Raw genomic sequence first — 24907 nt, forward strand, 5'->3', positions numbered from 1 at the left:
AGTATAAACTTAGCTTTTTTAAGTGACCAGTCTGGGGCTCGAACCCAGGACCATCTCCTTAAAAGGGAGATGCTCTACCAACTGAGCTAACTGGTCGTGCATCATTGCGGGTGCAAAGATAGTACCTTTAATTAGTTGTACAAGTTTTTTTTAAATTTTTTTTCGTTTTTTTGCAGCCTAAGGATATAACATTTTAAAAATCAATAATTAACAATATGAAAATAATTTTGCTAGGTTATATGGGTAGTGGTAAATCGACTATTGGTTACTCATTATCTAAATCATTAAATATGCCTTGCATTGATTTAGATGAATATATTGAAGACAAAGAAAATAAAACTATAAAAATGATTTTTTCTGAACAAGGAGAAATTTATTTTAGAAAAAAGGAACGTTTTTATTTAGAAGAATTAATAAATAAAAAAGACTCTTTTATTTTAGCTTTAGGTGGTGGGACACCATGTTATTACGACAATATGGATTTAATAAACAACAGTCCCCTAACAATAAGTATTTATCTTAAAACAGATATTGATACTTTAGTAATTCGATTATCTAACGAGAAAAGTAAAAGACCAATTATAGCAGGATTTACTAGCGATGAACTTTTAAAAGAATTTATTGCTAAACATATTTTTGAACGTTCTTATTTTTATACTAAAGCACAACACATCGTAAACAATGTTACTTTAGAAAAGTCCATAAAGCAAATTGAAAACCTTTTAAAGTAAAAAGACTTTAAATTGGTTTGGAGTAAAATCTACCTTAACATGTTCATTTAAGGATGTAGATAACGAAATACCTTTAAAATCTGCTTTTACAGGATATTTTTTATGATTTCGGTTTACTAAAACTGCGGTTTTAAACTGTTTTAAAGGTACATTTAAAAAGTGTTTTACACCGTAAATTAAAGTAGCGCCAGAGTTTAAAACATCGTCAATAAGAATTACAGATTTGTTCTCATAATCACTAGCACTAATAGAAGTTTTCACTTCGTTTAGAGGTGTTTTTTTATCAACAAAAACTTTACAAATCGTTACTTCTAATGGAGATATATTCTTTAAAGTTTCTGTTAATAATAAAGCAAATTCATAGCCTCTATCTGCAATTCCAGCAAGTACAATTTCGGTCTCTGTAGCATTGCTTTCGTATATTTGATATGCAATTCGTTTAATTTTATGAGAAATTTCTGTGTGGTCTAAAATAATGTGTGCTGCTTCTGTCATATTAAATACTTTATTCTTCTTCGTCGTAAAATTCAATACTGTCTAAATCTCTTCGATCTTTTTTTGTTGGTCTTCCTACACCTTTTTTACGATAGTAATCTTTAGCTAATTTTAAAAGTTCCTGTGCTTCAAATTCCGACTTTGGCGTAGTGTCAACCCTATAAATGTCTACCAGTTTTGCGCCAACTCTATTTGGAGGTAAATCTAGCACTTTTAAACTGTAATTTACTTGATTTTTTCTTAGATTTATTGTGTCGGTTGGATAAACTTCCCGACTAGGTTTAACCACTTGGTCATTTATTTTAATGTGTCCTTTTTTACAAGCTGTAGTAGCAATGCTTCTGGTCTTGTAATATCTAACACACCATAAAAATTTATCTATTCGCATATAATTTTTATAAAATCTACGTTTACTAGTTTTAGAACATTATTTTAAAATGTATCTTGCGACACAAAAATACTAATTATGAAATTAAGTAAAATAACAATTTTAGGTCTAGTGCTTTTTACCTTTTTTACTGCTTGTAAAAAGGATGATGATACTGCAGAACCTATACCAGACAGGGATCGCTCAGAAGTTTATGCAGAAGACTTGGTAGAAATAGAAAATTTTCTTGAAACACACTATTATAATTATGAAGAGTTTCAGAATAACTCCACCTACAGTGACACGTCTACATCGCCAGTTTCGAACACAGAGAATGATACTTTTGAAATTGAATATTTTGAAATCACAGATACAACTCCACCAGGAACTTTATCACTTATGGATATGTTAAATAATGATCCATCGGTTACATCAAACGTTCTGAAATTTAAAATGGTTACAGATAATCAAGGTATTGAATATAAATTATATTATTTGGTTGTTAGAGAAGGTTTAGGAAGTGCTTTGCATCAATTAGATAGAGCAATTGTTAGTTATAAAGGAATACTATCAGATGAAACCTCTTTTGATAGTTCACCATTACCATTTTCATTTAATTTAACTGCCTTAGGAGCTGCTCCAGGTGTTGTCCCAGGCTTTAGAGAAGGTTTGATTAGTTTTAAAACAGCAGAAACATTCACAGAAGATACTTCAGATGGAACTGTGGTATACCATAATCATGGCATAGGAGCTGTATTTATTCCTTCTGGTTTAGGTTACTTTTCTGCACCTGTAGGTAATATTCCTCCTTATTCTCCTATTTTCTTTAATTTTAATTTAATCGACAGAAATGATACAGATTATGATGTTGATAATATTCCATCTCACTTAGAAGATTTAAATGGAAACGGTAACGGTTTTGATGAAGATACAGATGGTGACAACTTGAGTAACTTTTTTGATAATGATGATGATGGTGATGGTGTTTTGACTCGAGATGAAGATTTAGAAGATACCGACTTAAATGTGGATAGTGATGGAGATGGAGATCCTACAAATGATAGAAATGGTGATGGTAATCCTTTAAACGATGATACTGATGGAGACGGAATACCAAACTATTTAGATGCAGATACGGTGATATCAAGATTATAAACTATCTAATTACTTAAAGTAAGCCAAAACTAATGTTTTGGCTTTTTTTATTTAAAATAGGAATTAAATTGATGTTTTTTTATAGCAATTCTGGATAAAACGATAGCAACTATTAAAGAAATAAAAGCTCCTGCAGCTATACCTGGGATAAAATCTAAAAATAGAAATACATCATATAAGCCATGAAACAGTACAGCAAAAAATAAGCCTAAAAAGTTATAAAGTATTCTATTGGAAGAAAACTTAGCTAAGCCCATATAATAGCCCATGATGATTCCGAAAGTGGCGTGAGCAGGAATAGCTGTAAATGCTCTAAGCATGGCTACTTCAAATCCACCTTGAGTAACGTATATAATATTTTCGGTTGCTGCAAAACCCATGGAAACCATTACTGCATAAACAATCCCATCAAAAGGTTCGTTAAAGGCCTTTTTAGGTTGGGCATAATATTTTACAATAATATATTTGCTAAATTCTTCAGTAAAACCAACGACTAAAAAAGCTTTAATAATTTGTTGCTGAATGCTAAAATCGTCCTTAAGTGGTAAAATGATATCAAAACCAAAGTACATAATGAGTGCTAAAACAACACTTAATACAGCTCCCAATACAAATGAGACTATAAGAAGTTTTTTAGGCTCTTTCTCGTGCTTATCGCTATAATTAATATAAAGCAGCACTAAAAGTACCGGTAATAATGCAGAAAGTATTAAGATAGTCATAATGCTAATTGTTGTTTAATTGTTTTTAAAACCGTTAAGTAGTAAGCTTTGTTGCTTTCTATAAAATGTAGATTAGTTTTACTTTGACTTAATAAGTTTTCAAAGGTTTTAAAATTAACCAACTTGATAGCTTCTACTTCAGTTTTACAAGGTGTGAGTTGTGAAATAGGAACTTTTAATTCAGCTATATACGTATTATGAAATTCATTATCTATTATTCCGAAATCGTAACTTTTAAAACAATCAAACACCCCAATTTTAATAAGGTCACTTTCTTCTAAGTCGTAACCTAGTTCTTCTTTCATTTCTCGCAAAGCACCTTGTTTTATCGTTTCTCCAGAATCTACATGTCCAGCAACCGAAACGTCCCATAGTAAAGGATGAATTGCTTTGGTTTTAGCGCGCTGCTGTAAAAGAATTTCACCTTCTAAAGTATAGAGCCAAACATGTGCAGTGTGATGGTATAATCCTTTTTTATGAACCTCGGACTTAAGAGCAACGTCGCCTGTAAATTGCCCCTTTTTGTTTGCAATATCGATTAATTCATCTGCCATAATAAAAAAGCCTCCTTTTTGGAGGCTTAAATTTTTTATTTGTTGAAATAACTAAATGTTTCTCCGTCTTTAATGTTTAGAAGTGTTTCATAAATTAATTTAATAACATTTTCCACATCATCTTTATGAACCATTTCTACAGTGGTATGCATATAACGTAGCGGTAAAGAAATTAAAGCACTTGCAACACCACCATTGCTGTAAGCAAATGCATCAGTATCAGTTCCTGTAGCTCTAGAGCATGCGGCACGTTGGAAAGGAATTTTTTTAGCTTCGGCAGTATCTGTTATTAAATCTCTAAGTTTTTGCTGCACAGCAGGTGCATAAGCAATTACGGGACCTTTACCGTTTTCTACATGACCTTGTTTTTTCTGCTCAATCATTGGAGTAGTGGTGTCATGAGTTACATCGGTTACAATTGCTACATTCGGTTTAATACGGTCTGTAATCATCTGTGCGCCTCGTAAACCAATTTCTTCTTGTACTGCGTTAGTAATATATAGACCAAAAGGTAATTCTTTTTTATTCTCCTTTAATAAACGAGCGACTTCAGCAATCATAAATCCACCCATACGGTTATCTAAAGCACGACACACAAAATTTGTTTCATTTAAAATATGAAATTGGTCCGGATAAGTAATGACACAACCCACATGAACTCCTAAAGCTTCAACTTCTTCTTTAGTAGTACAACCACAATCTATAAATATGTTATCTGGTTTTGGAGCTTCTTCTTTAGATTTATCTCTGGTATGAATAGCTGGCCATCCAAAAACACCTTTAACTATTCCTTTTTTGGTATGAATGTTTACAATTTTACTTGTGGCAATCTGATGGTCACTACCACCATTTCTTATCACATATATAAGTCCGTTATCTGTAATATAATTTACATACCATGAAATTTCGTCTGCATGTCCTTCTATTACAACTTTGTATTTAGCATCTGGATTAATCACTCCAACAGCAGTACCGTAAGTGTCGGTAATAAACTCGTCCACATAAGGCTTTAAATAATCCATCCAGATTTTTTGTCCGTCCCATTCGTATCCTGTAGGAGCAGCATTATTTAAATACTTTTCTAAAAAGTCCATCGACTTTTTGTTTAGTATACTTTTTTTAGACATTTTTTATTTAATTTTTCACTAAAATAATAATATTCACGTTTATTTAAGCTTAAGGAAATGTTTAATTCTTAATTTTACTGTAGAAACTATTTATTTGGAACGATTTTGGTTCATTTATAACTATGAAATTAATTTGTTTACTTTTTTTAGGATTTACCTTCTTTGGATTTGCTCAAGAACCTGATAGTTTACAGGTAGATTTTGAAAATGAATCTTATATCTATATAGAAGGCGATTCTATCCCTAAGTCAAGTATTGTTTTAGATGAAGTCACCGTGCTTCCAAAACTGAAATTTGAGAATTATTGGGCTAACAAACGTTATCTTATTTTAAGGCGAAAAACTTTAAAGGTTTATCCTTATGCTAAATTAGCAGCCGATAGATTGGAGAGTTTAAATAAACGGTTAGAAACCTTAGACCGAAAAAGTGATAGAAAAGCCTATGCTAAAAAAATTCAGAAATATATAGAGGAAGAATTTTCAGAAGAATTAAAAAAATTAACCCGTACAGAAGGACAAATACTTGTTAAGTTAATTTACAGACAAACAGGCAAAACGACATTCGATTTAATTAAACAATTACGAAGTGGCTGGAGAGCATTTTGGTTTAATACCACTGCAAGTTTATTTAATATTTCTCTTAAAGAAACGTATGACCCCATAGAAGTGGAAGAAGATTATTTAATTGAAGATATTTTACTAAGGAACTTACAGTCTAAAGATATTGAAGGTTTAGAAACAGCTTTAGATTTTAATTATTTTGAAGCTCATAAAAAATGGTCAAGCCAAAAAACAAATGCGCCAACAAACAAAAACTGAAGAACGTTTAAATAGTATCACTCATGCTCTTGGTGCTGTTTTAGGCATTTTTGGACTTGTGTTTTTGCTTGTAAAACATACAGTAATTTCAGATTACAGCCAATTAAGTTTAGTGGTTTACGGCTTATCTATAATCATTTTATTTACCGCATCTACCTGTTATCATTTTGTTGAAAATGAGCGCTTAAAACATCGATTTCGGATTTTAGACCATGTGAGTATTTATTTACTTATTGCAGGAACTTATACACCTGTTTTAGTGATTAGTTTATGGTTTAGTAAGGGGTTGTTATTATTAGCTGTAGTATGGATTATAGCCTTATTAGGTACTATTATGAAGCTTTTTTTTACTGGTAAATTTGAAAAATTATCTACGTTACTCTATTTAGCCATGGGTTGGCTTATTGTATTTGATTTTAGTGCCTTAAAATCGGTTTTAGATTATAATGGGATACTATTACTATTTGCTGGTGGATTTTTTTATACCGTAGGAATTATTTTTTATGCGGTAGAAAAATTACCGTATAACCACGTTATCTGGCATTTCTTTGTATTAGCAGGAGCTATTAGTCACTTTTTTATGATTTTTAACTATGTCATCTAGAATTTAGAGTTCTGAGTTCAAGGTTCAATTATTCGTTTTTATTTAGAAAAATGGTAGTCTAAGTCTCAAAACTTTAAATTTTGAATTTAGAACTTAAAAAAGCGGCTTATGGATTATAAAAAGCGTTGGACGTTTATGCAGGTCAATCTTTGTTTTTTTCCATGCACTAACCGATTGTGTTTTTATGTATTCTGTATCCAAAGTTAAATCACATGCCACACAGATGTCAGTAGCATCATTCAAATTTTGACACAAATCTTCCAACAAATTATTATTTCGATATGGGGTTTCTATAAAACTTTGAGATTGGTTGTAATCATGAGATAAACGTTCTAATTTTTTTATCGTTGCTTTTTTCTCCGCTTTATCAATTGGTAAGTAGCCATTAAACGCAAAGCTTTGACCATTCATACCAGAAGCCATCATAGCCAGTAGGATAGAAGATGGACCAACTAAAGGTACAACTTGAATGTTTTTTTCGTGCGCTAGCTTGACCATTTCTGCACCAGGATCTGCTACTCCTGGACAACCAGCTTCAGATAATAATCCCATGTCTATGCCTTGCTCGCAAGGGTTTAAATAGCTTAACAATTCAATAGGTTCTGTAAACTTATTTAAAGGAAATAATTTTAAAGCCGACTGTTTTTTTTCAGGATTAATTAATTTGATATGTTTACGAGCCGTTTTTTCATTTTCCACAATAAAATAATCGGTATGCGTAATAATATCTTTTATAGTTGCGGGTAAGACTTTGAAAGGATCCGATTCTCCTAAAGTAGTAGGTATTAAATAAAGTTTTCCTTTAGGAGTCATTTTACGTATTAACTTTTTATAGTTGTAATTTATTATTAGCTTTTTGTTATAATTTTCTATAGTCGAAAATCATGCAAAGTTACAAATGGAATTTTTAAAATTAAGTTCTTAAAAATTATGCTAATCGTTTTGCAATAACCTCGCAAGCTTCATTTAGCATATTAAAAACAGTTTCAAATCCTTTCTGGGTATCATGATAAGGATCTGGGACATCTTTGTTTTCTCCGGGAGAAGTTTCATTTAAAATAAGTTTCACCTTATTTTTTTCATCTTCCGTAGTAGCTAAAGCGGTAATATCTCTATAGTTGGAATTGTCCATTGCATAGATAATATCAAAATCCTTAAAATCTTGTTTAGTAAATTGTCGAGCTTTTTGAAGACATATATCAATATCGTTATGCCTTGCTATATTTACAGAGCGATTATCTGGAGAAGCGCCTATATGATAATTACTGGTTCCAGCAGAATCTATAAAAAATTGGTCTTGAGGTAATTTTGATTTTAAAATGCCTTCAGCTAAAGGCGAGCGACAAATATTACCTAAGCACACCATTAGTATTTTAGTCATAGTAATAAACTTTTAAACCGAAAGTTTTTTGGTTAAATCTTCTACGTATTTTCTAAATTGTTTATCCGTTGTCGATAAATTATCTACAGTTTTACAAGCATGAAGTACTGTAGCATGATCACGCTTTCCAATTTGAGAACCAATACTGGCTAAAGAAGCTTTTGTAAATTTCTTAGCAAAAAACATAGCGAGTTGTCTAGCTTGTACAATGTGACGCTTACGGGTTTTAGATTGAAGTGTATCTACATCCATTTGGAAGTAATCCGATACAATTTTTTGTATATAATCTATAGAAACCTCACGCTTCGTGTTTTTAACAAACTTCTCTACAATTTGTCTAGCTAATTCAATAGTAACTTCTTTACGGTTAAAAGAAGATTGTGCAATTAATGAGATAATGGCACCTTCTAATTCACGTATATTAGATTTTATATGTTTTGCAATGTAGTTAATGATGTCTTCTTCCATCTCTACACCATCACGATACAGTTTGTTTTTTAAGATGGCAATACGTGTTTCAAAGTCTGGTGTTTGCAACTCGGCAGAAAGACCCCATTTAAATCGAGATAATAAACGTTGCTCGATATCTTGCATATCAACCGGTGCTTTATCACTGGTTAAAATAACCTGTTTCCCGTTTTGGTGTAAATGATTAAAGATATGAAAGAATACATCTTGTGTTCCTGCTTTACCAGAAAGGAATTGTACATCATCAATAATCAACACATCAATTAACTGGTAGAAATGAATAAAATCATTTCGGTTATTCTTACGAACCGATTCTACATATTGCTGCTGAAATTTTTCCGCAGAAATATATAAAACCGTTTTTTCAGGATATTTATCTTTAATGTCAACACCAATAGCATGCGCTAAATGTGTTTTTCCTAAACCAACCCCACCAAAAATTAATAAGGGATTAAAAGACGTGCCTCCCGGTTTTGCCGAAACTGCTAAACCAGCATTTCTTGCTAAACGGTTAGAGTCACCTTCTAAAAAATTATCGAAATTATAATTAGGGTTTAATTGAGATTCTATTTTTACGTTTCTAATTCCAGGAATTACAAAAGGATTTTTTAATTCCGGACTTTTATTTTTAAAAGAAACGTCTATAGCTTGAGATTTTACAGCACTTCTATTAGAACTTGGGATTTTCTCTGTAAACGGTTGTTTATTCCCGTAAGTATTTTCCATTCTAATAATATAAACCAATTTTGCGGTTGCTCCAAGTTCTTTTGTTAGTGCGACCTTTAAAATTTTTACGTAATGCTCTTCTAGCCATTCGTAAAAAAATTTGCTCGGTACTTGAATACTTAAAGCTTTATCTGCTAACTTTACCGCTACTATAGGTTCAAACCAGGTTTTGTAAGCTTGAGGTTGTATATTATCCTTTATGAATAGTAGACAATTATCCCATACCGATTGCGCAGTTAAAGCCATAGTTTATATAAGGTGTTTTTTTAGTTAGTTATAAATAGAAGCTATGGAAAAAGCTTCTGTTTTAATTCCTGACAAATATGTGAACAAAAAACTGAAAAAAAAAACCAAATAGTATTGAATTTTTAGTTTTTTTTCCTCATACTAGATCACTTTTCAAAAGTAACATAAATTTATGTATAAAGATAAAAAAATTCACAGTCATTCTATTAGAGTTCGTTATGCTGAAACCGACCAGATGGGTGTTGTACATCACGGGAATTACCCGACATTCCTAGAAGAAGCACGAACAGCCTGGTTAAGAGAGATGGGAATTTCTTATAAAAAAATGGAAGCTAGTGGTATTGGTTTACCAATAACTTCAGTATCGGTAAAATACAAAAAATCGGCGTTATATGATGATGTTTTAACGATTAAAACCATATTGTCTAAAATACCGAATGTTCGTTTAGAATTTGATTATGAAATCTATAATGAAGCCGAAGAATTATTAGTTACTGCAAAAACCGAATTGGTATTTATAAATATGCAAACCAAAAGACCAATGAAAGCGCCAGACTATTTTTTAGAGGTTTTGGAAAACTGGAAAAATAAAGAATTCTAAATATCAAACGGGTAATTTATGAGCTACAACTGATCTGTTTCTGTAGTTTGTTGTCCCATCATCATTAAGTAAGCCTTTAAAAATGGTTGAATATTTCCATCTAAAACGGCTTCAACATTTCCAGTTTCATGAGCTGTTCTTACATCCTTTATAAGTTTATATGGATGTAACACATAATTCCTAATCTGGCTTCCCCACTCAATTTTCATTTTATCGGCTTCAATATCTTGACGTTGAGCTAATTGTTTTTGAAGTTCGATTTCATACAACTGAGATTTTAACATTTGCAAGGCTCGAGAACGGTTATCGTGCTGCGATCGGGTTTCTGAACATGAAATTTGAATACCCGTAGGCTTATGTGTTAATTGTACTTTAGTTTCTACTTTATTTACATTTTGTCCACCAGCACCACTGGATCTTGCGGTAGTAATTTCAATGTCAGCCGGATTGATGTCAATTTCAATAGTATCATCAACCAGAGGATACACATAAACCGAAGCAAAACTGGTATGTCGTTTCGCATTACTGTCAAAAGGTGAAATTCTAACTAAGCGATGTACGCCATTTTCACCCTTTAGCCAACCAAATGCAAAATCGCCCTCAATTTCTAAGGTTACTGTTTTAATTCCAGCCACATCACCTTCCTGAAAGTTAAGTTCTTTAACTTTAAAATTATTTTTTTCAGCATACATTAAATACATCCGCATTAACATTTGTGCCCAGTCGCAACTTTCAGTTCCACCTGCACCAGCGGTAATTTGCAGTACTGCACTTAAACTATCGCCATCTTCAGAAAGCATATTTTTGAACTCCAGATTTTCAATAGCGTCTTCGGCAAGTTCGTAACGATTGGTAACATCTTCAGCAGTTGCTTCCTCTTCTTTAAAAAACTCGTATATCACTTCCAAGTCTTCAACCAGAGCTTGAGCAGTATCGTAATCTTTAATCCATTGCTTTTTTTCACGAAGCGATTTCATAACGACTTCTGCAGCTTTAGAATCGTTCCAAAAATTAGGGTCGAAGGTTTGTTCTTCTTCGTTTTGAATTTGAATTTTTTTATTATCTAAGTCAAAGATAGTGTCGTAGCTTAACTAGACGTGTATTTAAGGTTTTTACCTGATCTGAAGTAATCATAACTTGAATTTTAAACAAAAATAGAATTTAACACAGCAAATAAAAACAAAACCTCTTATTTTTATAGCTCTAAATGAAGAATTCATAAAAATGATTATAGATTTAAGAAGCGATACGGTTACCAAACCGACAAAAGGTATGTTGGATGCTATGATGACGGCTAAGGTGGGAGACGATGTATATAAAGAAGATGAAACTATAAATGCCTTAGAAGAAAAACTCGCAAAACAATTTGGTAAAACGCACGCCTTGTTCTTTCCTACGGGAACTATGGCAAACCAGGCAGCTATAAAATTGCATACACAACCAGGAGATCAGGTTATTTGCGATAAATATGCTCATATTTTTAATTATGAAGGTGGCGGAGCTTCTTTTAATAGTGGTGTGTCATGCCGATTGTTAGACGGAAATCGTGGCATGTTTACCGCACAACAAGTGGTTGAAGCTATTAATCCGCCCGATTTTTACCACAGTCCGTTAACGACCTTGGTAGAAGTTGAAAACACCACCAATAAAGGTGGCGGTGCATGCTGGGATTTTGAAGAAATTAAAAAAATTAGAACGGTTTGCGATGAGCATCAATTAGGGTTTCATTTAGATGGTGCTCGATTATGGAATGCTTTAATTGCAAAAAACGAAACTGCTTTGGATTATGGGAAACAATTTGATACCATTTCTGTGTGTTTAAGTAAAGGTTTAGGTTGTCCAGTTGGTTCTGTTTTAGTTGGAAATGAAGCGTTTATGGAAAAAGCCATTAGAATACGTAAAATATTTGGTGGTGGGATGCGACAAGCTGGTTTCTTAGCAGCAGCAGGTATTTATGCGTTAGACCATCAATTTGAACGTTTGGCTGAAGACCACGCAAAAGCTAAAGCGTTGGAAACAGTTTTAAACACCTTAGATTATATTAAAAAAGTAGAACCTGTAGAAACCAACATTATCATTTTTGAATTAAACGGTAAATTTACAGATGCCGATTTTAATGCTAAAATGAGTGCACATCATATTCGTTTAAGTGATATGGGACAAGGAAAAAAACGAATCGTTACCCATCACGATTATACAAACGCCATGCATGAGAAATTTTGTGAGGTGTTGATGAGTTTATAGGATTTTTGAATATAGATCTTAAGAGCCATGAGCCAAGAGCTATAAATTAAATGATGAATATTAAGTATGTCACCTCGAGCGGAGTCGAGAGGTAATTAATTTAATCTAAAATGAGAAGAAGTAAAGGAAGACGTTTAAAAGCTACTTCAGGTTATATAGGTTTTGGAAACCAATCTTCCGTATTTACCAGAACGGCTAAACTACCTTTTTCGAAAATGAAGACTATTTATGGTGAGGAGTTAGAGCGTTTAAACTCTAAAAAAACGAATTCTAAACAATTACAAAATCAACTTACAAAAGCAGAAAAATTAGAGATTAAAAATCGATTAAATAAAGAATTTGCTACACTTCGCAAAAAACAACTAATCGCAGTATGTATTGCTATTATATTATTGAGTCTTCTACTATTTTGGATTAATAGCCTATATTTTAAATAAAAAAAGACTGCAAATCTTTTATGATAAGCAGTCTTTATTCTTTGTTCTAAAATCTTGATTCTAACAAATTAGAAATTCATCCCAGGAATATTAGGCATACCATCTTTTGCAGCAGCAGCTAATTCTGCCTCATTAATATTGGTTGCTTTTTCTAGAGCTTTATTTAAGGTTAAAATTAAATAATCTTCTAACTGCTCTTTATCCTGAAGCAATTCATCGTCAATATCAATAGATTTTATAGTTCTATTAGCGGTAAGAGTAATTTTTAGTAAATCGTCACTACTTTTTTCATCTACCAAAACTGTATCTAATCGTTTTTTAGTTTCTTCAACTTTTGCCTGAGCTTCTTTTAGTTTACTCATCATTCCCATCATATCTCCAAACATAATATTATAATTTTAAATGTTTCAGCTACAAAGATATTATTCAATTTCATAAAAGAAAAGAATAGGAGCGAAGTGTTTAAAATTAATTGAATAAAAAGTACTTTTACACTTTAGAATGAACATACAAATGACAAAACTTATAGCAGACTTAGTAGCACCAAAAGCAAAAAAACAACCTAAAAAATTAGAAATACATGGCGATGTGCGTGTAGATAATTACTATTGGTTAAATGAACGTGAAAATGGAGAAGTCATTGCGTATTTAAATGAGGAAAATGCGTATACCAAAACGGTTATGTCTCATACAGAGGAATTTCAGAAGTCTTTATTTGAAGAAATGAAAGCCCGAATAAAGGAAGACGATTCTTCGGTGCCATACAAGTTTAACGGTTATTGGTATATAACACGATTCGAAAAAGGACAGGATTACCCTATTTATACTCGTAAAAAAGAAAGTTTAGACGCCGAAGAAGAAGTGTTGTTTGACTGTAACGAGATGGCTAAAGGTTACACCTATTTTAAATTAGGAAGTTTTAGTGTTAGTCCAGATAATACCAAAGTGGCTTTTACAGTAGATAAAATAAGTAGACGCCAGTACACTTTACAAATAAAGGATTTAAAAACACACGAAGTCTTTAGCGATAAAATTGAAAATACAACCGGAAGCTCTGTATGGGCAAACGATAATAAAACTTTATTTTACACTAAAAAAGATGCAGTCACTTTAAGATCCGATAAAATTTATAAACATAAATTATACACAAAAGAGGAAGAGGATGTGTTGGTGTATTTTGAAGAGGACGAGACGTTTAACACCTTTGTTTATAAAAGTAAGTCTCGTAAATATGTAATTATTGGTTCAAGTTCTACGACAACAAGCGAGTACCAATATGTCAATGCAGATACGCCAGACCATAATTTTGAGATGTTTCAAAAACGTGTTCGAGATTTAGAATATTCTATCGCTCATTTTGGAGACTATTTTTACATCATTACCAATAAAGATGGCGCGACTAATTTCAAACTTCAAAAAACCCCAGAACATCAGACTGAAAAAGAACATTGGAAAGATGTGTTGCCTTATCGTGAGGATGTCTTAATAGAAGATATAGAAATTTTTTCAGAGTACTTAGTTATTAACGAGCGTATGCAAGGTTTAAATAAACTACGCATTATGGCATGGAATAATACCGAAGACTATTATTTACCTTTCGATGGTGAAACTTACACCGCATATATGGGCAATAATCCGGATTTTGATAGTGATACCTTACGTTACGGATTTAATTCGCTAACACAACCTAGCGCTGTAATAGATTATAATTTTAAGACTAAAACTAAAACGATTCAAAAAGAACAGGCAGTTTTAGGTAGTTTTAATAAAGAAAATTACGATTCCAAACGACTTTGGGCAACCGCAAGAGATGGAAAGAAAATTCCGATGTCTATGGTGTTTAAAAAAGGATTGGAGTTAAACGGAAAAAATCCCGTATTACAATATGCTTATGGAAGTTATGGTTCTACAATAGATCCTTATTTTTCTTCAGTACGGTTAAGTTTACTAGATCGCGGCTTTGTGTATGTAATTTGTCATATTCGAGGTGGAGAATATTTGGGACGTGACTGGTATGAAGATGGAAAAATGCTTCGTAAAATGAATACATTTACCGACTTTATAGACTGTTCTCAATTTTTAATTAAAGAACACTATACATCACCAAAGCATTTGTATGCTATGGGCGGTTCTGCAGGAGGATTATTAATGGGTACAGTAATGAATTTAAATCCTGAATTATATCATGGGGTTATTGCTGCAGTGCCTTTTGTAGATGTGGTAACTACTATGTTAGATGATACCATTCCACTTACAACTGGTGAGTATGACGAGTGGGGAAATCCTAATGAGAAAATCTATTACGATTATATGAAATCTTATAGTCCTTATGATAATGTGGTGGCTCAAAACTATCCAAATACTTTAATAACTACAGGATTGCACGATTCGCAAGTGCAATATTGGGAACCTGCCAAATGGATAGCAAAATTAAGAGAATTAAAAACTGACCAGAACATCTTATTAATGCAAACCGATATGACTGCGGGACATGGCGGGGCTTCCGGACGTTTTGAAGCTTTAAAAGAAGTGGCATTAGAATATGCCTTTTTATTAGATTTGGAAAACATTAACAGCTAATCGGTTTTTTTTCACTATTTTTGCAAGGTTTGGATTAGCAATTTTGATTGCTTTAAACATAATTTATGGATAAAAGTAAACTAGTTTTTGATAGCGTTTTAGATTTAATAGGGAATACACCACTAATTCGACTGCAAAAAATAACCAAAGGATTTAAAGGGAATTACTTAGCAAAAGTAGAATCTTTTAATCCAGGTCAATCTTCTAAAGACCGAATTGCATTACATATTATTGAAGAAGCAGAACGTCAAGGCATTCTAAAACCTGGCGATACTATTATAGAAACGACCTCTGGAAACACAGGTTTTAGTATTGCAATGGTAAGTGTTATAAAAGGTTACGAGTGTATTTTGGCAGTAAGTTCAAAATCTTCTGCCGATAAAATTGATATGCTTAAAAACATGGGCGCAAAAGTATATGTGTGTCCAGCCAATGTAAAAGCAGACGATCCGCGTTCTTATTATGAAGTTGCTAAAAGACTTCATAACGAAATTAAAGGCTCTGTTTACATCAACCAATATTTCAACAAATTAAACACTGCGGCACATTACCATACAACCGGACCAGAAATCTGGAACCAGACTGAAGGTAAAATCACACATTTAGTTGCTTGTAGCGGAACTGGAGGAACTATATCTGGAACAGCTCAATACTTAAAAGAACAAAATCCTAACGTTAAAGTGATTGGGGTTGATGCTTTTGGGTCGGTGATTAAAAAATACCACGAAACAAGAGAATTCGACGAAAAAGAAATTTATCCATACCGTATTGAAGGTTTAGGTAAAAACTTAATTCCTACAGCTACCGATTTTGATGCGATAGATGAATTTGTAAAAGTGTCCGATGAAGAAAGTGCACATTCAGCCAGAGAGTTAGCTAAAACAGAAGGTTTGTTTTCAGGATACACTTCTGGAGCAGCTGTACAAGCTTTAAAACAGCTGAATGAAATGGATTATTTTAAGCCGACAGATAATGTCGTGGTAATTTTCCCAGATCATGGGTCACGTTATATGAGTAAGATTTATAGCGATAAATGGATGAATGACCAAGGCTTTTTCGATACTCAAAATGAAGAGGCAGCACAAAGTATTCAGTACATAAAGTAAAACTTTTCAAAAATTTAATAAAAAGTTAATCTAAAATTCACATTTAGGTTAACTTTTTTGTTAATAATCATTGCGTAATAATTGTGTCTGCAAAGTTTAATTTCTTAATTTTGCAAGGTTATAATTATTGGAGATATTGCATCTCAGAATTAATGTTATCTTTTATGAAAGATTTATTTGAAAAAATATATAAAGACAAAGGTCCACTAGGAAAATGGGCAGAACAAGCTGAAGGCTATTTTGTGTTTCCAAAGTTAGAAGGAGAAATTTCTAACCGCATGAAATTTCAGGGTAAGGACGTTATTACTTGGAGTATAAATGATTACTTAGGTTTAGCAAATCACCCAGAAGTTCGTAAAGTAGATGCAGAAGCTGCAGCGCAATATGGGTCTGCTTATCCTATGGGAGCCCGTATGATGTCTGGTCACACAGATTTACACGAGAAATTACAAAATGAATTAGCAGAATTTGTAAATAAAGAAGCAGCTTATTTATTAAATTTTGGCTACCAAGGAATGGTATCTACAGTTGATGCTTTAGTAGCAAAAGACGATATTATTGTTTATGATGTTGATGCACATGCGTGTATTATTGATGGCGTTCGTTTACATCACGGTAAGCGTTTTACCTACAAGCATAACGATATTGAAAGTTTAGAAAAAAACTTGGAGCGTGCTACTAAAATGGCTGAAACTACCGGAGGAGGAATTTTAGTAATTTCTGAAGGTGTTTTTGGAATGCGTGGTGAGCAAGGTCGTTTAAAAGAAATTGTAGAGCTTAAGAAGAAATTTAATTTTAGACTATTTGTAGATGATGCTCATGGTTTTGGAACTTTAGGTAAAACTGGAGCAGGAGCAGGAGAGGAGCAAGGTGTACAGGAAGATATTGATGTGTATTTTGCTACTTTTGCAAAATCTTTAGCGAGTACTGGAGCATTTATTGCAGCAGACAAAGAAATTATAGATTATCTTAAATACAACTTACGTTCACAAATGTTTGCTAAGTCGCTACAAATGCAATTAGTAGTTGGCGCATTAAAACGTTTAGATATGTTACGTACTATGCCAGAACTTAAAAATAAGTTATGGGAAAACGTAAACGCATTACAATCTGGTTTAAAAGCTAAAGGATTTGATATTGGAACAACACAAAGTTGTGTTACACCAGTGTATTTAAATGGTAGTATTCCTGAGGCTATGGCTTTGGTAAAAGACTTAAGAGAAAATCATGGTATTTTCTGTTCTATAGTCGTTTATCCTGTTATTCCTAAAGGATTAATTCTATTACGTTTAATACCAACAGCAACTCATACTTTAGAAGACGTAGAAGAAACTTTAACTGCTTTTGAAGCGATTAGAGAGCGTTTAGAAAACGGAACTTACAAACGTATGTCTGCAGCTCTAATGGCTGCAATGGGAGAATAATCACTCAATAAAACCCATAAAAAAAAACCGGATTCATTTTGAATCCGGTTTTTTTATGACTAATCTAAAAAACATTTAAGTACTTTATTTTTATTAACGTATTCTTTCAATATTAAAGCAAGTCCTTGTATTGTTATTTAATACACTAGTACCAGCACCAGTTCCAGTGGTTATAACTTCTATATGTACTATATCTGTGGCAGATAATTGAGCGATTGCAGAAATTTGCCTCGTAATTCTTCCGCTACCACTATGATTTTGTTCAACCCTTTGATAGATAGAACCATTGATATAAATTACAAGAGTATATGTTGTGGTATTAGTTTGTGCATCTGTACTAAATTGTGCACTAAAATTATAAAACCCGTCAGATCCAGCTACAAATTGATTGTTTACAGTGTCAAATTCACTATTTAAATCAAAATCTGTTGTGTCGAATAATAATTTTTGAGAACCAGAAACTAAAGTTTGAGCACTTGTCATTCTTGCTCTTACTAAAGATAGGGTTGAAGTGTTTGCATTTTGCCAACTTACAGCACCAGAGCCGTCTGTTACTAAAATTTGATTTGCAGTACCATCGGTTGTAGGAAACGCATAACCTGATGTTGCAGGGTTACCAATTTGAAATTCACTATTTGTTCTTAAAATATTGTTATCAAATTCTCCGTAGATTAATGCATTGTCAGCATCATTTGCAGTATTTTCTATATAAAGTTTATTACTTCCACTCTCATCATAACCAGCCTGATTTCCTATAAAAACATTTCCAACCTTATCTTCTAATGTACCAGTATTACCAGTCAAATCATAATCTCCAGCACCAGCATCATATCCTATATATACATTTCTTGAGGAATTTCGATCTGAATTTCCAGCACCGCTACCAACAAAGACATTAAAGTTATTGTCAATATCCACTGCGTTACCAAAATCTAGGACTCTTCCAGCATAATCTCCAATAGCTACATTTCCCTCTCCAAAAATATTTGATCTAAGTGTTTGATTTCCTAAACCAATATTATTTCTACCATCAGTATTATTTGATAATGAAAATGCTCCTACAGCAATGTTAGAGTCACCACTTATATTTGAGGTTAAAGCCAAGCCACCAATTGCCGTGTTATTTCTGCCAGAGATATTAGAACTTAATGTATTAACTCCTAAGGCAGTGTTTCTAAGCCCATCTGTGTTAGACATTCCTGAATTATAACCAATAAATGTATTTATATTATCTGTTAAATCATCATTAGCTCCAGCGCCTTCACCAATAAAAACTGATCTACCAGTATTTAGTGTAGAAATTGTACCATTAGTTTCAACTCTAACTTTTTCAATATCATTAGTTCTTATGGTTAAAGCTTGATTATCTGTAGTTCCTAAAAAATTTGTAGTACTGTTTGTACCAGTATTTCCATTTAAAAGCCAGCCTCTTGCAGCAGAATTTAACCGTCTCCAACTTATACCGTCGTTATAATATACACCTTGGCTAACGTTTCCAGAGGTTGTTGTATTATAAACAAACATACCCGCTACGTGTGCTGTTAATGGAGCTGCTGAGGTTGAATCGGTTAAAATTACTCTTGGAAGTAGTAACCCTTGGTCTGTTGTAGTTAAATCTAAAAGAGCATCTGGGTTTGGATTTGTAGTTCCAATCCCAACTTGTGCTAAAGAAATCGATGTAGTAAGTAAAAATAAAAATAAAATTGTTCTCATGGTCTAAATGGTTACTTAATTGTTTGTCTGAAAGTAAACATAGACCACTATAAACATGGTTTGTTAATTGTCAATAAAGGTTAATCTATTGTTTTTTAGGATAAACGGTATATTTTTTCAGATAAAGAACAGCTAATGATGTACAATTCTGATTCATTATGAATTAATGTTTGTATGAGGTTCTAGTTGTATTAGTACAAACTAATTCTTCCACTTTGTAAATTAGATTAAAACTATTTTTCTTTATTATTTTTTTTAATAGTTGCAATTTCCCTTTCAATTTCTTCAATCATTTTTTGTTGTTCTTGAACAGCTTTAACTAATGGTACAACAAATTCGGCATAAGTTAAAGCATATAGCGGATCATTTTCGGTTGGCGTTTTAACACCACTAAAATTATAATTAGAATCTTTTGCTGCAGCATCAACCTCTTGAGCAATAAATCCAGAAATTTTTATTTTTTCAATGTCGTATTTTGAATCATAATCTGGCGATTCATTTACTCCTAAAAGCTTATTTTGAGTACTAATATCTAAATTATATGTTACAGGTCTTAATTTCATTATGAAATCTAGACCAGCCACATTTTCCTTTATATTTTTTTTAATTCTTCGGTCTGAATAGGTTGTAAAATTAACTTGACCGCTAATTCTTGTAATTGATGTATTACCAAGATTAACTCTATTATCTCCACCTGCATCTGCATTATAACCAATAACAGTTGTGTTGTTGTGACTTCCATTATCATACGCTTGATTACCTATAGCGGTATTGAAACTTCCATTAGTATTATTCTGGAGTGCAGAACTACCGATAGCGACGTTATTTGTGCCGCCCCTATTTTCTCTACCAGCCCAATAACCAACACCAACATTATTTGTACCTGTTGTGGTATATCTAAAAGATTGATTACCAATTGCTACATTAAAATTATTAGAACTACCGTTTTCTAAAGTTAAGTCTCCTATTGCAATATTATCGTTACCAGTTGTATTATTTCTTAAACTATTTAATCCAAAAGATATATTTCTAGAACCCGAAACATTGTTTTCAAAAGCATTTGTTCCAATTGCAGTATTTAATTCCCCTGTTGTATTTGCATTACCAGCATTATTACCGATAAAAATATTTTCATTATTACTTAAATCATCATTTATTCCTGCACCATCACCAATAAAAATTGAATTTCCAGTATTTAGTGTAGCAATTGTACCATTGGTTTCTAATCTTAATTTAGGTATATTATTTACTCTAAAAGTTAGTGCCTGGTTATCTAGTGTGCCCAAAAAATCGTTAGAACTATTGGTTCCTGCATTACCATCTAAATTCCAACCAGTACCAGCAGCCACACTTGTAGCCACTCTTTGCCAAGCGGTACCATTATTATAATAAAAACCAGGAGAAACATCACCAATGCTAGCTAAATTATAGACTAGCATACCAGAAACATGTGCAGTTAAAGGAGCAGCACTAGTTGTATTTGATAAATTTAATCTTGGTAATAATAAACCTTTATCTGTTGTAGCTATTTCTAACGCAGCATTAATATTAGGGTTTGTGGTTCCAATACCAACTTGTGCTAAACTAAAAAAAGGGAGAATAATTAAAATATATATAATGTTTTTCATAATGCTATTTTTTATTTTTTAGTAATTGAAGTTCTTTCTTTATTTCTTTAAGTCTTTCTTGTTGTTCTTTTATTGTTTTTACTAAGGGTACAACAAATTGTGAATAGGTAACCATATATAATGCTTGATCTTTTTCAGGTTTTGACAAACCGTTAAAATTATAATGACTTTTTATTGCGGCAGCTTCAATTTCTTGAGCTATAAAACCTGAAAATTCAATGTTTTCAATATCATATTTAGAAGGGTAAATTGGACTTTCTTTTACTTTTAAATATTCATTTTGTTTATCAATATCAAAATTATAAGTTACTGGTCTTAGTTGAGTAATAAATTCTGTTCCAACAACATCTTCTTTAATGTTAGTCTTTATTCTTTTGTCTGAATAGGTTGTAAAATTTACTTGGCCACTAATTTGAACGATTGAAGTATTCCCTAAATGCAAAATATTGTCTGCATCTACTACAGTATTATAACCTATAGCATTAGCATTTCTGTAACTTCCATTAAAATATGCATTAGCTCCAACTGCTGTACTAAAATCTTCACTTGTAAAAGAAAACATGCTGTTATAACCAACACTAGTATTATCATTACCAGAGACATTTGTGTTTTGGGCAAAAACACCTAAAGAAAAATTTCTTGCACCATTTACAAGACTTCTTGAAGCATAATTTCCAACAGCCACATTTCTATCTGCGTTAGCATTTTCTAAAGATTTATAACCAACAGCAATACTATGGTCTCTACCTGTATTACTTTCCATAGCTCTGGCACCTATAACATTATTATTGGCACCACTAGTATTGCTTGAATATGTATTTGCACCAACCGCTGTACTTCTATCGCCAGCACCATTATTAATAGCTGTATTTGAGCCAATAAAAACGTTTACATTACCGTTTCCTGAAGATCCGACATTTTCTCCTATATGAACTGAATTTGGTCTAAAAACAGATAGTGTACCGTTTGTTTCTAAAGTATGATTTAGTCTATTGTCTGTTCTAAAGCTAAAGGCTTGATTATCTGTAGTACCAATAAAATTTGTATTTGCATTAGTACCTGTATTACCTGTAATAAACCAGTCGCCACCAACTGAATTTAAAATTCTTTGCCAAGTAGAACCATTGTTGTAATAAAAACCAGGACTAACATCATTAATTGTAGTTGTATTATAAACTATAATTCCTTCTACATGAGCATTCATTGGTGCAAAAGATGTTGTAGAAGACAAACTTAGACTATTTATAAGTAAACCACTATCTAAAGATTCTATATCTAGCATGGCATTTGCATTTGGTGTTATCGTGCCAATACCTACTTGAGCAAACGAAATCGATGTAGTTACATAAAAAAAGATTAAAATAATTTGTTTTAGCATACTAATCAGATTAAAATATGCTTCAATATACTGTCTAAATAGGTTTTTTACCGTTTGATAATAGTCAGAAAAGGTTTTATAATTATCAATTACGCCAAGACGCGTTTTTTGTCGTTAAACTGCAATTAGTATCTAAGGATTTAAATTATTTAATTTTAGTGTAATGATTTTCTTAACGTTTCCCTTGTTATATAAACTTTAGGATCAAAATGTTTCCATATTTTCTTTATGGCTTCATTATCGGCTAATTCTGCAGTTCTGTAACACATTTGAATATCTTTTTCAGAAAAGGTGTTAAAATACTCGTTAAATATAACAGCGGTTACTCCTTTATTTTGATAATCTTTATGTACGCCAATTAAGTAAAACATAACATCTTTACTATTTTTCTTAGCTTTTAAAATTTTTAAAAACCCGAATGGAAACAATCTGCCTCTCATTTTTTGTAAAGCTTCTGCAAACCTTGGCATTACAATAGCAAATGCAATTAAATCATCGTTTTTATCGACAACAAATTTAATGTACTCAGGATTAATAAAGGATAGAAATTTTTTCTTGAAATATGCTTTCTGAATTTCTGTTATTTGCACAAAAGAGGACAAATCCTTATATGTTTCATTAAATAAATCAAACATTTTATCGGCATAGGGCATAACTTCTTCTGTTTTTGTAAACTTTAAAGCTTTAAGCTGATAGCGTTTTTTTATAAGGTCCTGAATTTTTAAAAATAAATTCGGATCTACATTAGAAAATGGAAATTTATTTTCTTCGTACTTTTTTTCGGTAATAAAACCATAAGATTTATAATGTTTAATATAATATTCGTGATTATACCAAGCGACCATATTTCCTACTTGATTAAAGCCAGAAGTCATAACACCTACTTTATCTAAATTTGAAAAACCAACAGGGCCTTCCATAAACTCTAGATTATTTTGAGCTCCAATTTTATATACTTCGTTTAAAAGTGCTTTAGAAACTTCTTCATTATCTATAAAATCAAACCAACCAAAACGCATTTTATTAACCTTTTGGTCATTAACTTCTAGCCAATTTATAATGGCGGCAATACGCCCAACCGGTTTTTTATTGATGTATGCAATAAATAAAGTGGCTTCTGCATTTTTAAAAATAGGGTTTTCATTAACATCAAAAGTTTTCATCTCCTGAGAAATAATTGGAGGCACCCAGTATTTAGAGTTTTTATATATTCCGAAAGGAACTTTTACAAATGTTTTTAATAAAGCCTTATTAGTAACTTTTTGAATTTGAATCATTGTGTGGCTTAATTTTTATTCGAAATCTATTAGTTTAGTTTCTTTTTTACGGGTTGGCTCTCCTTCACCTTTCTCTTTGTCTTTTTTGCTTTTTCTGCCGCGCTTTTTATTTTCTTTACGCTCATATTCATCAATAACATCTGTACCATTATCCTTTTGTTCTGGGTCGACATGCATATCTAATCGGTAAGAAACACCTAAATTCATGTTAAACACAGAAGGTGTGTCTTTTGTATTAAAAGTAATTCCGGCATCCAACTGAAAATCTTTACTCCATAAGTAAGCGCCACCAACTCTAAATAGATTATCGGCATAAAAGTCACTATAAATCCCTTGAGCTTCACCAAATCCAACCCATTTTTCGTTTATAGCTTTTGTAAAGGTGATAATGTATTGAAAATCTGAAAAATCTGTTCCAATGCGGTCTTTGGTTAAATTAATAACCATAACCCAACCACTCGCAAAATTATTTTGAGACATTATCGTTACTTTAGGGCTAAATCCTTCTATACCTGGAGCTACATAAGGGTTATCTTTAGTATCAAAATTAGCTCCTACATATACCGCAACTGCAGGAATTAAAGAACTCCATTTAAAACGTTTGTTTGCATGATAGCTAAATAAATTTGGCTTTTCCTCTTCCTTATTCTTATACGGGTCATAAACCAAGTACTTGGCACCTAACACTAAATTTTTAAAGTTTGATCGTTTAGTTTCGAACGGAATCGTACTTCTGTTGTCTGTAAAATTTGCGCTTTGGTAGATGCCTTCAATATTTAGTTCTAGCTCTTCAAACAATAAACCATATCTAGCAGCAAAATCAACTCCAAAGCCCGATAGTTCAGATTCTAATAAGGCATGTTTTTCTTTAACATAGTAAGGTCCTGCTTCTACTTGAGCAACATTTTTACCTACTGCCCAAGCACTACGTGAGACTCCAGGACGATTTGAATTAATTAAATCGGTGTATTGAGCTTGTACGGTAAATGAAAATAGGAGTAATATGAAAAATAGTTTTTGGGTAGTTGTCATAACACAATGGTTTAAATTCAAATATAATATATTATATATTTTTTAAGGCTTTAGATACCAAATAAAATATCGATAATTGTATTTTTGTCTAAA

The 24907-nt window shown here is 32.2% G+C and carries 25 protein-coding genes and 1 tRNA gene; 10 read left to right on the forward strand and 16 right to left on the reverse strand.

The annotated features are described in order from the left end of the window. Positions 1–23 precede the first annotated feature (23 nt). A tRNA-Lys gene (locus C7H52_RS06910) sits at positions 24–96 on the reverse strand. A gap of 119 nt (positions 97–215) precedes the next feature. On the opposite strand from C7H52_RS06910, the gene C7H52_RS06915 reads away from it, so the two are divergent. Further along, positions 216–731, forward strand: coding sequence for a shikimate kinase (locus tag C7H52_RS06915; protein ID WP_106463167.1), 516 nt, complete (start codon positions 216–218; stop codon positions 729–731). On the opposite strand, the gene C7H52_RS06920 is transcribed toward C7H52_RS06915, so the two are convergent. Together C7H52_RS06920 and C7H52_RS06925 are read right to left on the reverse strand one after the other, a co-directional pair. Next, positions 723–1226: a phosphoribosyltransferase family protein gene (locus tag C7H52_RS06920; RefSeq protein ID WP_106463168.1), complete on the reverse strand. Its 504-nt coding sequence runs from the start codon at positions 1224–1226 to the stop codon at positions 723–725. The genes C7H52_RS06915 and C7H52_RS06920 overlap by 9 nt on opposite strands. A 10-nt stretch (positions 1227–1236) precedes the next feature. Continuing rightward, positions 1237–1614, reverse strand: a complete 378-nt coding sequence (locus C7H52_RS06925) for an RNA-binding S4 domain-containing protein (protein WP_106463169.1) — start codon at positions 1612–1614, stop codon at positions 1237–1239. 78 nt (positions 1615–1692) lie between these two features. Between C7H52_RS06925 and C7H52_RS06930 the strand changes: the two genes are divergently transcribed. After that, positions 1693–2748 carry an FKBP-type peptidyl-prolyl cis-trans isomerase gene (locus C7H52_RS06930; RefSeq protein WP_106463170.1) on the forward strand — a complete coding sequence of 352 codons (1056 nt, stop codon included), beginning with the start codon at positions 1693–1695 and terminating at the stop codon, positions 2746–2748. Between the two features lie 47 nt (positions 2749–2795). Here the strand turns inward: C7H52_RS06930 and C7H52_RS06935 are convergent, their stop codons facing one another. Genes C7H52_RS06935 through C7H52_RS06945 form a run of 3 tightly spaced genes read right to left on the reverse strand, consistent with a single transcriptional unit; the run spans position 2796 to position 5151 of the window. After that, positions 2796–3470, reverse strand: a complete 675-nt coding sequence (locus C7H52_RS06935) for a PrsW family intramembrane metalloprotease (RefSeq protein ID WP_106463171.1) — start codon at positions 3468–3470, stop codon at positions 2796–2798. Continuing rightward, a complete protein-coding gene (locus C7H52_RS06940; RefSeq protein WP_106463172.1) occupies positions 3467–4024 on the reverse strand; it encodes an NUDIX hydrolase in 558 nt (185 codons plus the stop codon). Before C7H52_RS06940 ends, C7H52_RS06935 begins: the two co-directional genes overlap by 4 nt. A gap of 35 nt (positions 4025–4059) precedes the next feature. Then, positions 4060–5151, reverse strand: a complete 1092-nt coding sequence (locus tag C7H52_RS06945; protein WP_106463173.1) for a M42 family metallopeptidase — start codon at positions 5149–5151, stop codon at positions 4060–4062. Between the two features lie 122 nt (positions 5152–5273). Between C7H52_RS06945 and C7H52_RS06950 the strand changes: the two genes are divergently transcribed. Then, complete coding sequence (locus tag C7H52_RS06950) at positions 5274–5969, forward strand: DUF4294 domain-containing protein (protein ID WP_106463174.1); 696 nt, start codon at positions 5274–5276, stop codon at positions 5967–5969. After that, entirely contained in the window at positions 5947–6573 is a 627-nt protein-coding gene (trhA, locus tag C7H52_RS06955) for a PAQR family membrane homeostasis protein TrhA (protein ID WP_106463175.1), read from the forward strand. The genes C7H52_RS06950 and trhA overlap by 23 nt, the downstream gene beginning before the upstream one ends. Before the next feature lie 93 nt (positions 6574–6666). Here the strand turns inward: trhA and C7H52_RS06960 are convergent, their stop codons facing one another. The 3 genes from C7H52_RS06960 to dnaA form a co-directional block, all read right to left on the reverse strand. Continuing rightward, positions 6667–7386, reverse strand: a complete 720-nt coding sequence (locus C7H52_RS06960) for an SAM-dependent methyltransferase (RefSeq protein ID WP_106463176.1) — start codon at positions 7384–7386, stop codon at positions 6667–6669. A 115-nt stretch (positions 7387–7501) separates the two neighbouring features. Further along, positions 7502–7954 (reverse strand): low molecular weight protein-tyrosine-phosphatase, encoded by a 453-nt coding sequence (locus tag C7H52_RS06965; RefSeq protein WP_181256219.1) that lies wholly within the window; start codon positions 7952–7954, stop codon positions 7502–7504. Between the two features lie 12 nt (positions 7955–7966). After that, positions 7967–9394, reverse strand: a complete 1428-nt coding sequence (dnaA, locus tag C7H52_RS06970) for a chromosomal replication initiator protein DnaA (protein ID WP_106463178.1) — start codon at positions 9392–9394, stop codon at positions 7967–7969. A gap of 172 nt (positions 9395–9566) precedes the next feature. Between dnaA and C7H52_RS06975 the strand changes: the two genes are divergently transcribed. Beyond that, positions 9567–9995, forward strand: coding sequence for an acyl-CoA thioesterase (locus tag C7H52_RS06975; protein WP_106463179.1), 429 nt, complete (start codon positions 9567–9569; stop codon positions 9993–9995). A 23-nt stretch (positions 9996–10018) separates the two neighbouring features. Here the strand turns inward: C7H52_RS06975 and prfB are convergent. Next, a protein-coding gene (prfB, locus tag C7H52_RS06980) for a peptide chain release factor 2 (protein WP_146130020.1) occupies positions 10019–11129 on the reverse strand; the annotation gives its coding sequence in 2 pieces (ribosomal slippage) (positions 10019–11065 and positions 11067–11129; 1110 coding nt in all). Positions 11130–11219: 90 nt separating this feature from the next. Between prfB and C7H52_RS06985 the strand changes: the two genes are divergently transcribed. Both C7H52_RS06985 and C7H52_RS06990 read left to right on the forward strand, forming a co-directional pair. Next, complete coding sequence (locus C7H52_RS06985; protein WP_106463181.1) at positions 11220–12239, forward strand: threonine aldolase family protein; 1020 nt, start codon at positions 11220–11222, stop codon at positions 12237–12239. Between the two features lie 110 nt (positions 12240–12349). After that, positions 12350–12676 carry a hypothetical protein gene (locus C7H52_RS06990; protein WP_106463182.1) on the forward strand — a complete coding sequence of 109 codons (327 nt, stop codon included), beginning with the start codon at positions 12350–12352 and terminating at the stop codon, positions 12674–12676. A gap of 68 nt (positions 12677–12744) precedes the next feature. Here C7H52_RS06990 and C7H52_RS06995 read toward each other — a convergent pair whose 3' ends face one another. Continuing rightward, positions 12745–13062: a YbaB/EbfC family nucleoid-associated protein gene (locus C7H52_RS06995; RefSeq protein WP_106463183.1), complete on the reverse strand. Its 318-nt coding sequence runs from the start codon at positions 13060–13062 to the stop codon at positions 12745–12747. 127 nt (positions 13063–13189) lie between these two features. Here C7H52_RS06995 and C7H52_RS07000 point away from each other — a divergent pair, with 127 nt between their 5' ends. The 3 genes from C7H52_RS07000 to C7H52_RS07010 all read left to right on the forward strand — a co-directional run bounded on the left by C7H52_RS07000 (position 13190) and on the right by C7H52_RS07010 (position 17786). Then, positions 13190–15256: a S9 family peptidase gene (locus C7H52_RS07000; RefSeq protein WP_106463184.1), complete on the forward strand. Its 2067-nt coding sequence runs from the start codon at positions 13190–13192 to the stop codon at positions 15254–15256. A 65-nt stretch (positions 15257–15321) separates the two neighbouring features. Then, complete coding sequence (locus C7H52_RS07005; protein ID WP_106463185.1) at positions 15322–16362, forward strand: PLP-dependent cysteine synthase family protein; 1041 nt, start codon at positions 15322–15324, stop codon at positions 16360–16362. Between the two features lie 164 nt (positions 16363–16526). Then, the gene (locus tag C7H52_RS07010; protein ID WP_106463910.1) at positions 16527–17786 is read left to right on the forward strand and encodes an aminotransferase class I/II-fold pyridoxal phosphate-dependent enzyme; all 1260 of its coding nucleotides are present in this window, start codon (positions 16527–16529) and stop codon (positions 17784–17786) included. 93 nt (positions 17787–17879) lie between these two features. On the opposite strand, the gene C7H52_RS07015 is transcribed toward C7H52_RS07010, so the two are convergent. From C7H52_RS07015 to C7H52_RS07035, 5 genes are all read right to left on the reverse strand, one after another. Further along, the gene (locus C7H52_RS07015; RefSeq protein WP_106463186.1) at positions 17880–19499 is read right to left on the reverse strand and encodes a C1q-like domain-containing protein; all 1620 of its coding nucleotides are present in this window, start codon (positions 19497–19499) and stop codon (positions 17880–17882) included. A 233-nt stretch (positions 19500–19732) separates the two neighbouring features. Further along, a complete protein-coding gene (locus C7H52_RS07020; protein WP_106463187.1) occupies positions 19733–21127 on the reverse strand; it encodes a tail fiber domain-containing protein in 1395 nt (464 codons plus the stop codon). Between the two features lie 4 nt (positions 21128–21131). Next, positions 21132–22505, reverse strand: coding sequence for a tail fiber domain-containing protein (locus C7H52_RS07025; RefSeq protein WP_106463188.1), 1374 nt, complete (start codon positions 22503–22505; stop codon positions 21132–21134). 155 nt (positions 22506–22660) lie between these two features. Then, the gene (locus C7H52_RS07030) at positions 22661–23782 is read right to left on the reverse strand and encodes a GTP cyclohydrolase (protein WP_106463189.1); all 1122 of its coding nucleotides are present in this window, start codon (positions 23780–23782) and stop codon (positions 22661–22663) included. A gap of 15 nt (positions 23783–23797) precedes the next feature. After that, positions 23798–24814 carry a transporter gene (locus C7H52_RS07035; protein WP_106463190.1) on the reverse strand — a complete coding sequence of 339 codons (1017 nt, stop codon included), beginning with the start codon at positions 24812–24814 and terminating at the stop codon, positions 23798–23800. Positions 24815–24907 lie beyond the last annotated feature (93 nt).

Origin of the sequence: Aurantibacter aestuarii, from assembly GCF_003008425.1 — a bacterium.
Classification (GTDB): domain Bacteria; phylum Bacteroidota; class Bacteroidia; order Flavobacteriales; family Flavobacteriaceae; genus Aurantibacter; species Aurantibacter aestuarii.

What these genes read in the sequence shown, in the direction of transcription:
- C7H52_RS06915 (WP_106463167.1), top strand. Translation starts at nt 216, where the DNA reads ATGAAAATAATTTTGCTAGGTTATATGGGTAGTGGTAAATCGACTATT.
- C7H52_RS06920 (WP_106463168.1), bottom strand. Translation starts at nt 1,226, where the DNA reads ATGACAGAAGCAGCACACATTATTTTAGACCACACAGAAATTTCTCAT.
- C7H52_RS06925 (WP_106463169.1), bottom strand. Translation starts at nt 1,614, where the DNA reads ATGCGAATAGATAAATTTTTATGGTGTGTTAGATATTACAAGACCAGA.
- C7H52_RS06930 (WP_106463170.1), top strand. Translation starts at nt 1,693, where the DNA reads ATGAAATTAAGTAAAATAACAATTTTAGGTCTAGTGCTTTTTACCTTT.
- C7H52_RS06935 (WP_106463171.1), bottom strand. Translation starts at nt 3,470, where the DNA reads ATGACTATCTTAATACTTTCTGCATTATTACCGGTACTTTTAGTGCTG.
- C7H52_RS06940 (WP_106463172.1), bottom strand. Translation starts at nt 4,024, where the DNA reads ATGGCAGATGAATTAATCGATATTGCAAACAAAAAGGGGCAATTTACA.
- C7H52_RS06945 (WP_106463173.1), bottom strand. Translation starts at nt 5,151, where the DNA reads ATGTCTAAAAAAAGTATACTAAACAAAAAGTCGATGGACTTTTTAGAA.
- C7H52_RS06950 (WP_106463174.1), top strand. Translation starts at nt 5,274, where the DNA reads ATGAAATTAATTTGTTTACTTTTTTTAGGATTTACCTTCTTTGGATTT.
- trhA (WP_106463175.1), top strand. Translation starts at nt 5,947, where the DNA reads ATGCGCCAACAAACAAAAACTGAAGAACGTTTAAATAGTATCACTCAT.
- C7H52_RS06960 (WP_106463176.1), bottom strand. Translation starts at nt 7,386, where the DNA reads ATGACTCCTAAAGGAAAACTTTATTTAATACCTACTACTTTAGGAGAA.
- C7H52_RS06965 (WP_181256219.1), bottom strand. Translation starts at nt 7,954, where the DNA reads ATGACTAAAATACTAATGGTGTGCTTAGGTAATATTTGTCGCTCGCCT.
- dnaA (WP_106463178.1), bottom strand. Translation starts at nt 9,394, where the DNA reads ATGGCTTTAACTGCGCAATCGGTATGGGATAATTGTCTACTATTCATA.
- C7H52_RS06975 (WP_106463179.1), top strand. Translation starts at nt 9,567, where the DNA reads ATGTATAAAGATAAAAAAATTCACAGTCATTCTATTAGAGTTCGTTAT.
- C7H52_RS06985 (WP_106463181.1), top strand. Translation starts at nt 11,220, where the DNA reads ATGATTATAGATTTAAGAAGCGATACGGTTACCAAACCGACAAAAGGT.
- C7H52_RS06990 (WP_106463182.1), top strand. Translation starts at nt 12,350, where the DNA reads ATGAGAAGAAGTAAAGGAAGACGTTTAAAAGCTACTTCAGGTTATATA.
- C7H52_RS06995 (WP_106463183.1), bottom strand. Translation starts at nt 13,062, where the DNA reads ATGTTTGGAGATATGATGGGAATGATGAGTAAACTAAAAGAAGCTCAG.
- C7H52_RS07000 (WP_106463184.1), top strand. Translation starts at nt 13,190, where the DNA reads ATGACAAAACTTATAGCAGACTTAGTAGCACCAAAAGCAAAAAAACAA.
- C7H52_RS07005 (WP_106463185.1), top strand. Translation starts at nt 15,322, where the DNA reads ATGGATAAAAGTAAACTAGTTTTTGATAGCGTTTTAGATTTAATAGGG.
- C7H52_RS07010 (WP_106463910.1), top strand. Translation starts at nt 16,527, where the DNA reads ATGAAAGATTTATTTGAAAAAATATATAAAGACAAAGGTCCACTAGGA.
- C7H52_RS07015 (WP_106463186.1), bottom strand. Translation starts at nt 19,499, where the DNA reads ATGAGAACAATTTTATTTTTATTTTTACTTACTACATCGATTTCTTTA.
- C7H52_RS07020 (WP_106463187.1), bottom strand. Translation starts at nt 21,127, where the DNA reads ATGAAAAACATTATATATATTTTAATTATTCTCCCTTTTTTTAGTTTA.
- C7H52_RS07025 (WP_106463188.1), bottom strand. Translation starts at nt 22,505, where the DNA reads ATGCTAAAACAAATTATTTTAATCTTTTTTTATGTAACTACATCGATT.
- C7H52_RS07030 (WP_106463189.1), bottom strand. Translation starts at nt 23,782, where the DNA reads ATGATTCAAATTCAAAAAGTTACTAATAAGGCTTTATTAAAAACATTT.
- C7H52_RS07035 (WP_106463190.1), bottom strand. Translation starts at nt 24,814, where the DNA reads ATGACAACTACCCAAAAACTATTTTTCATATTACTCCTATTTTCATTT.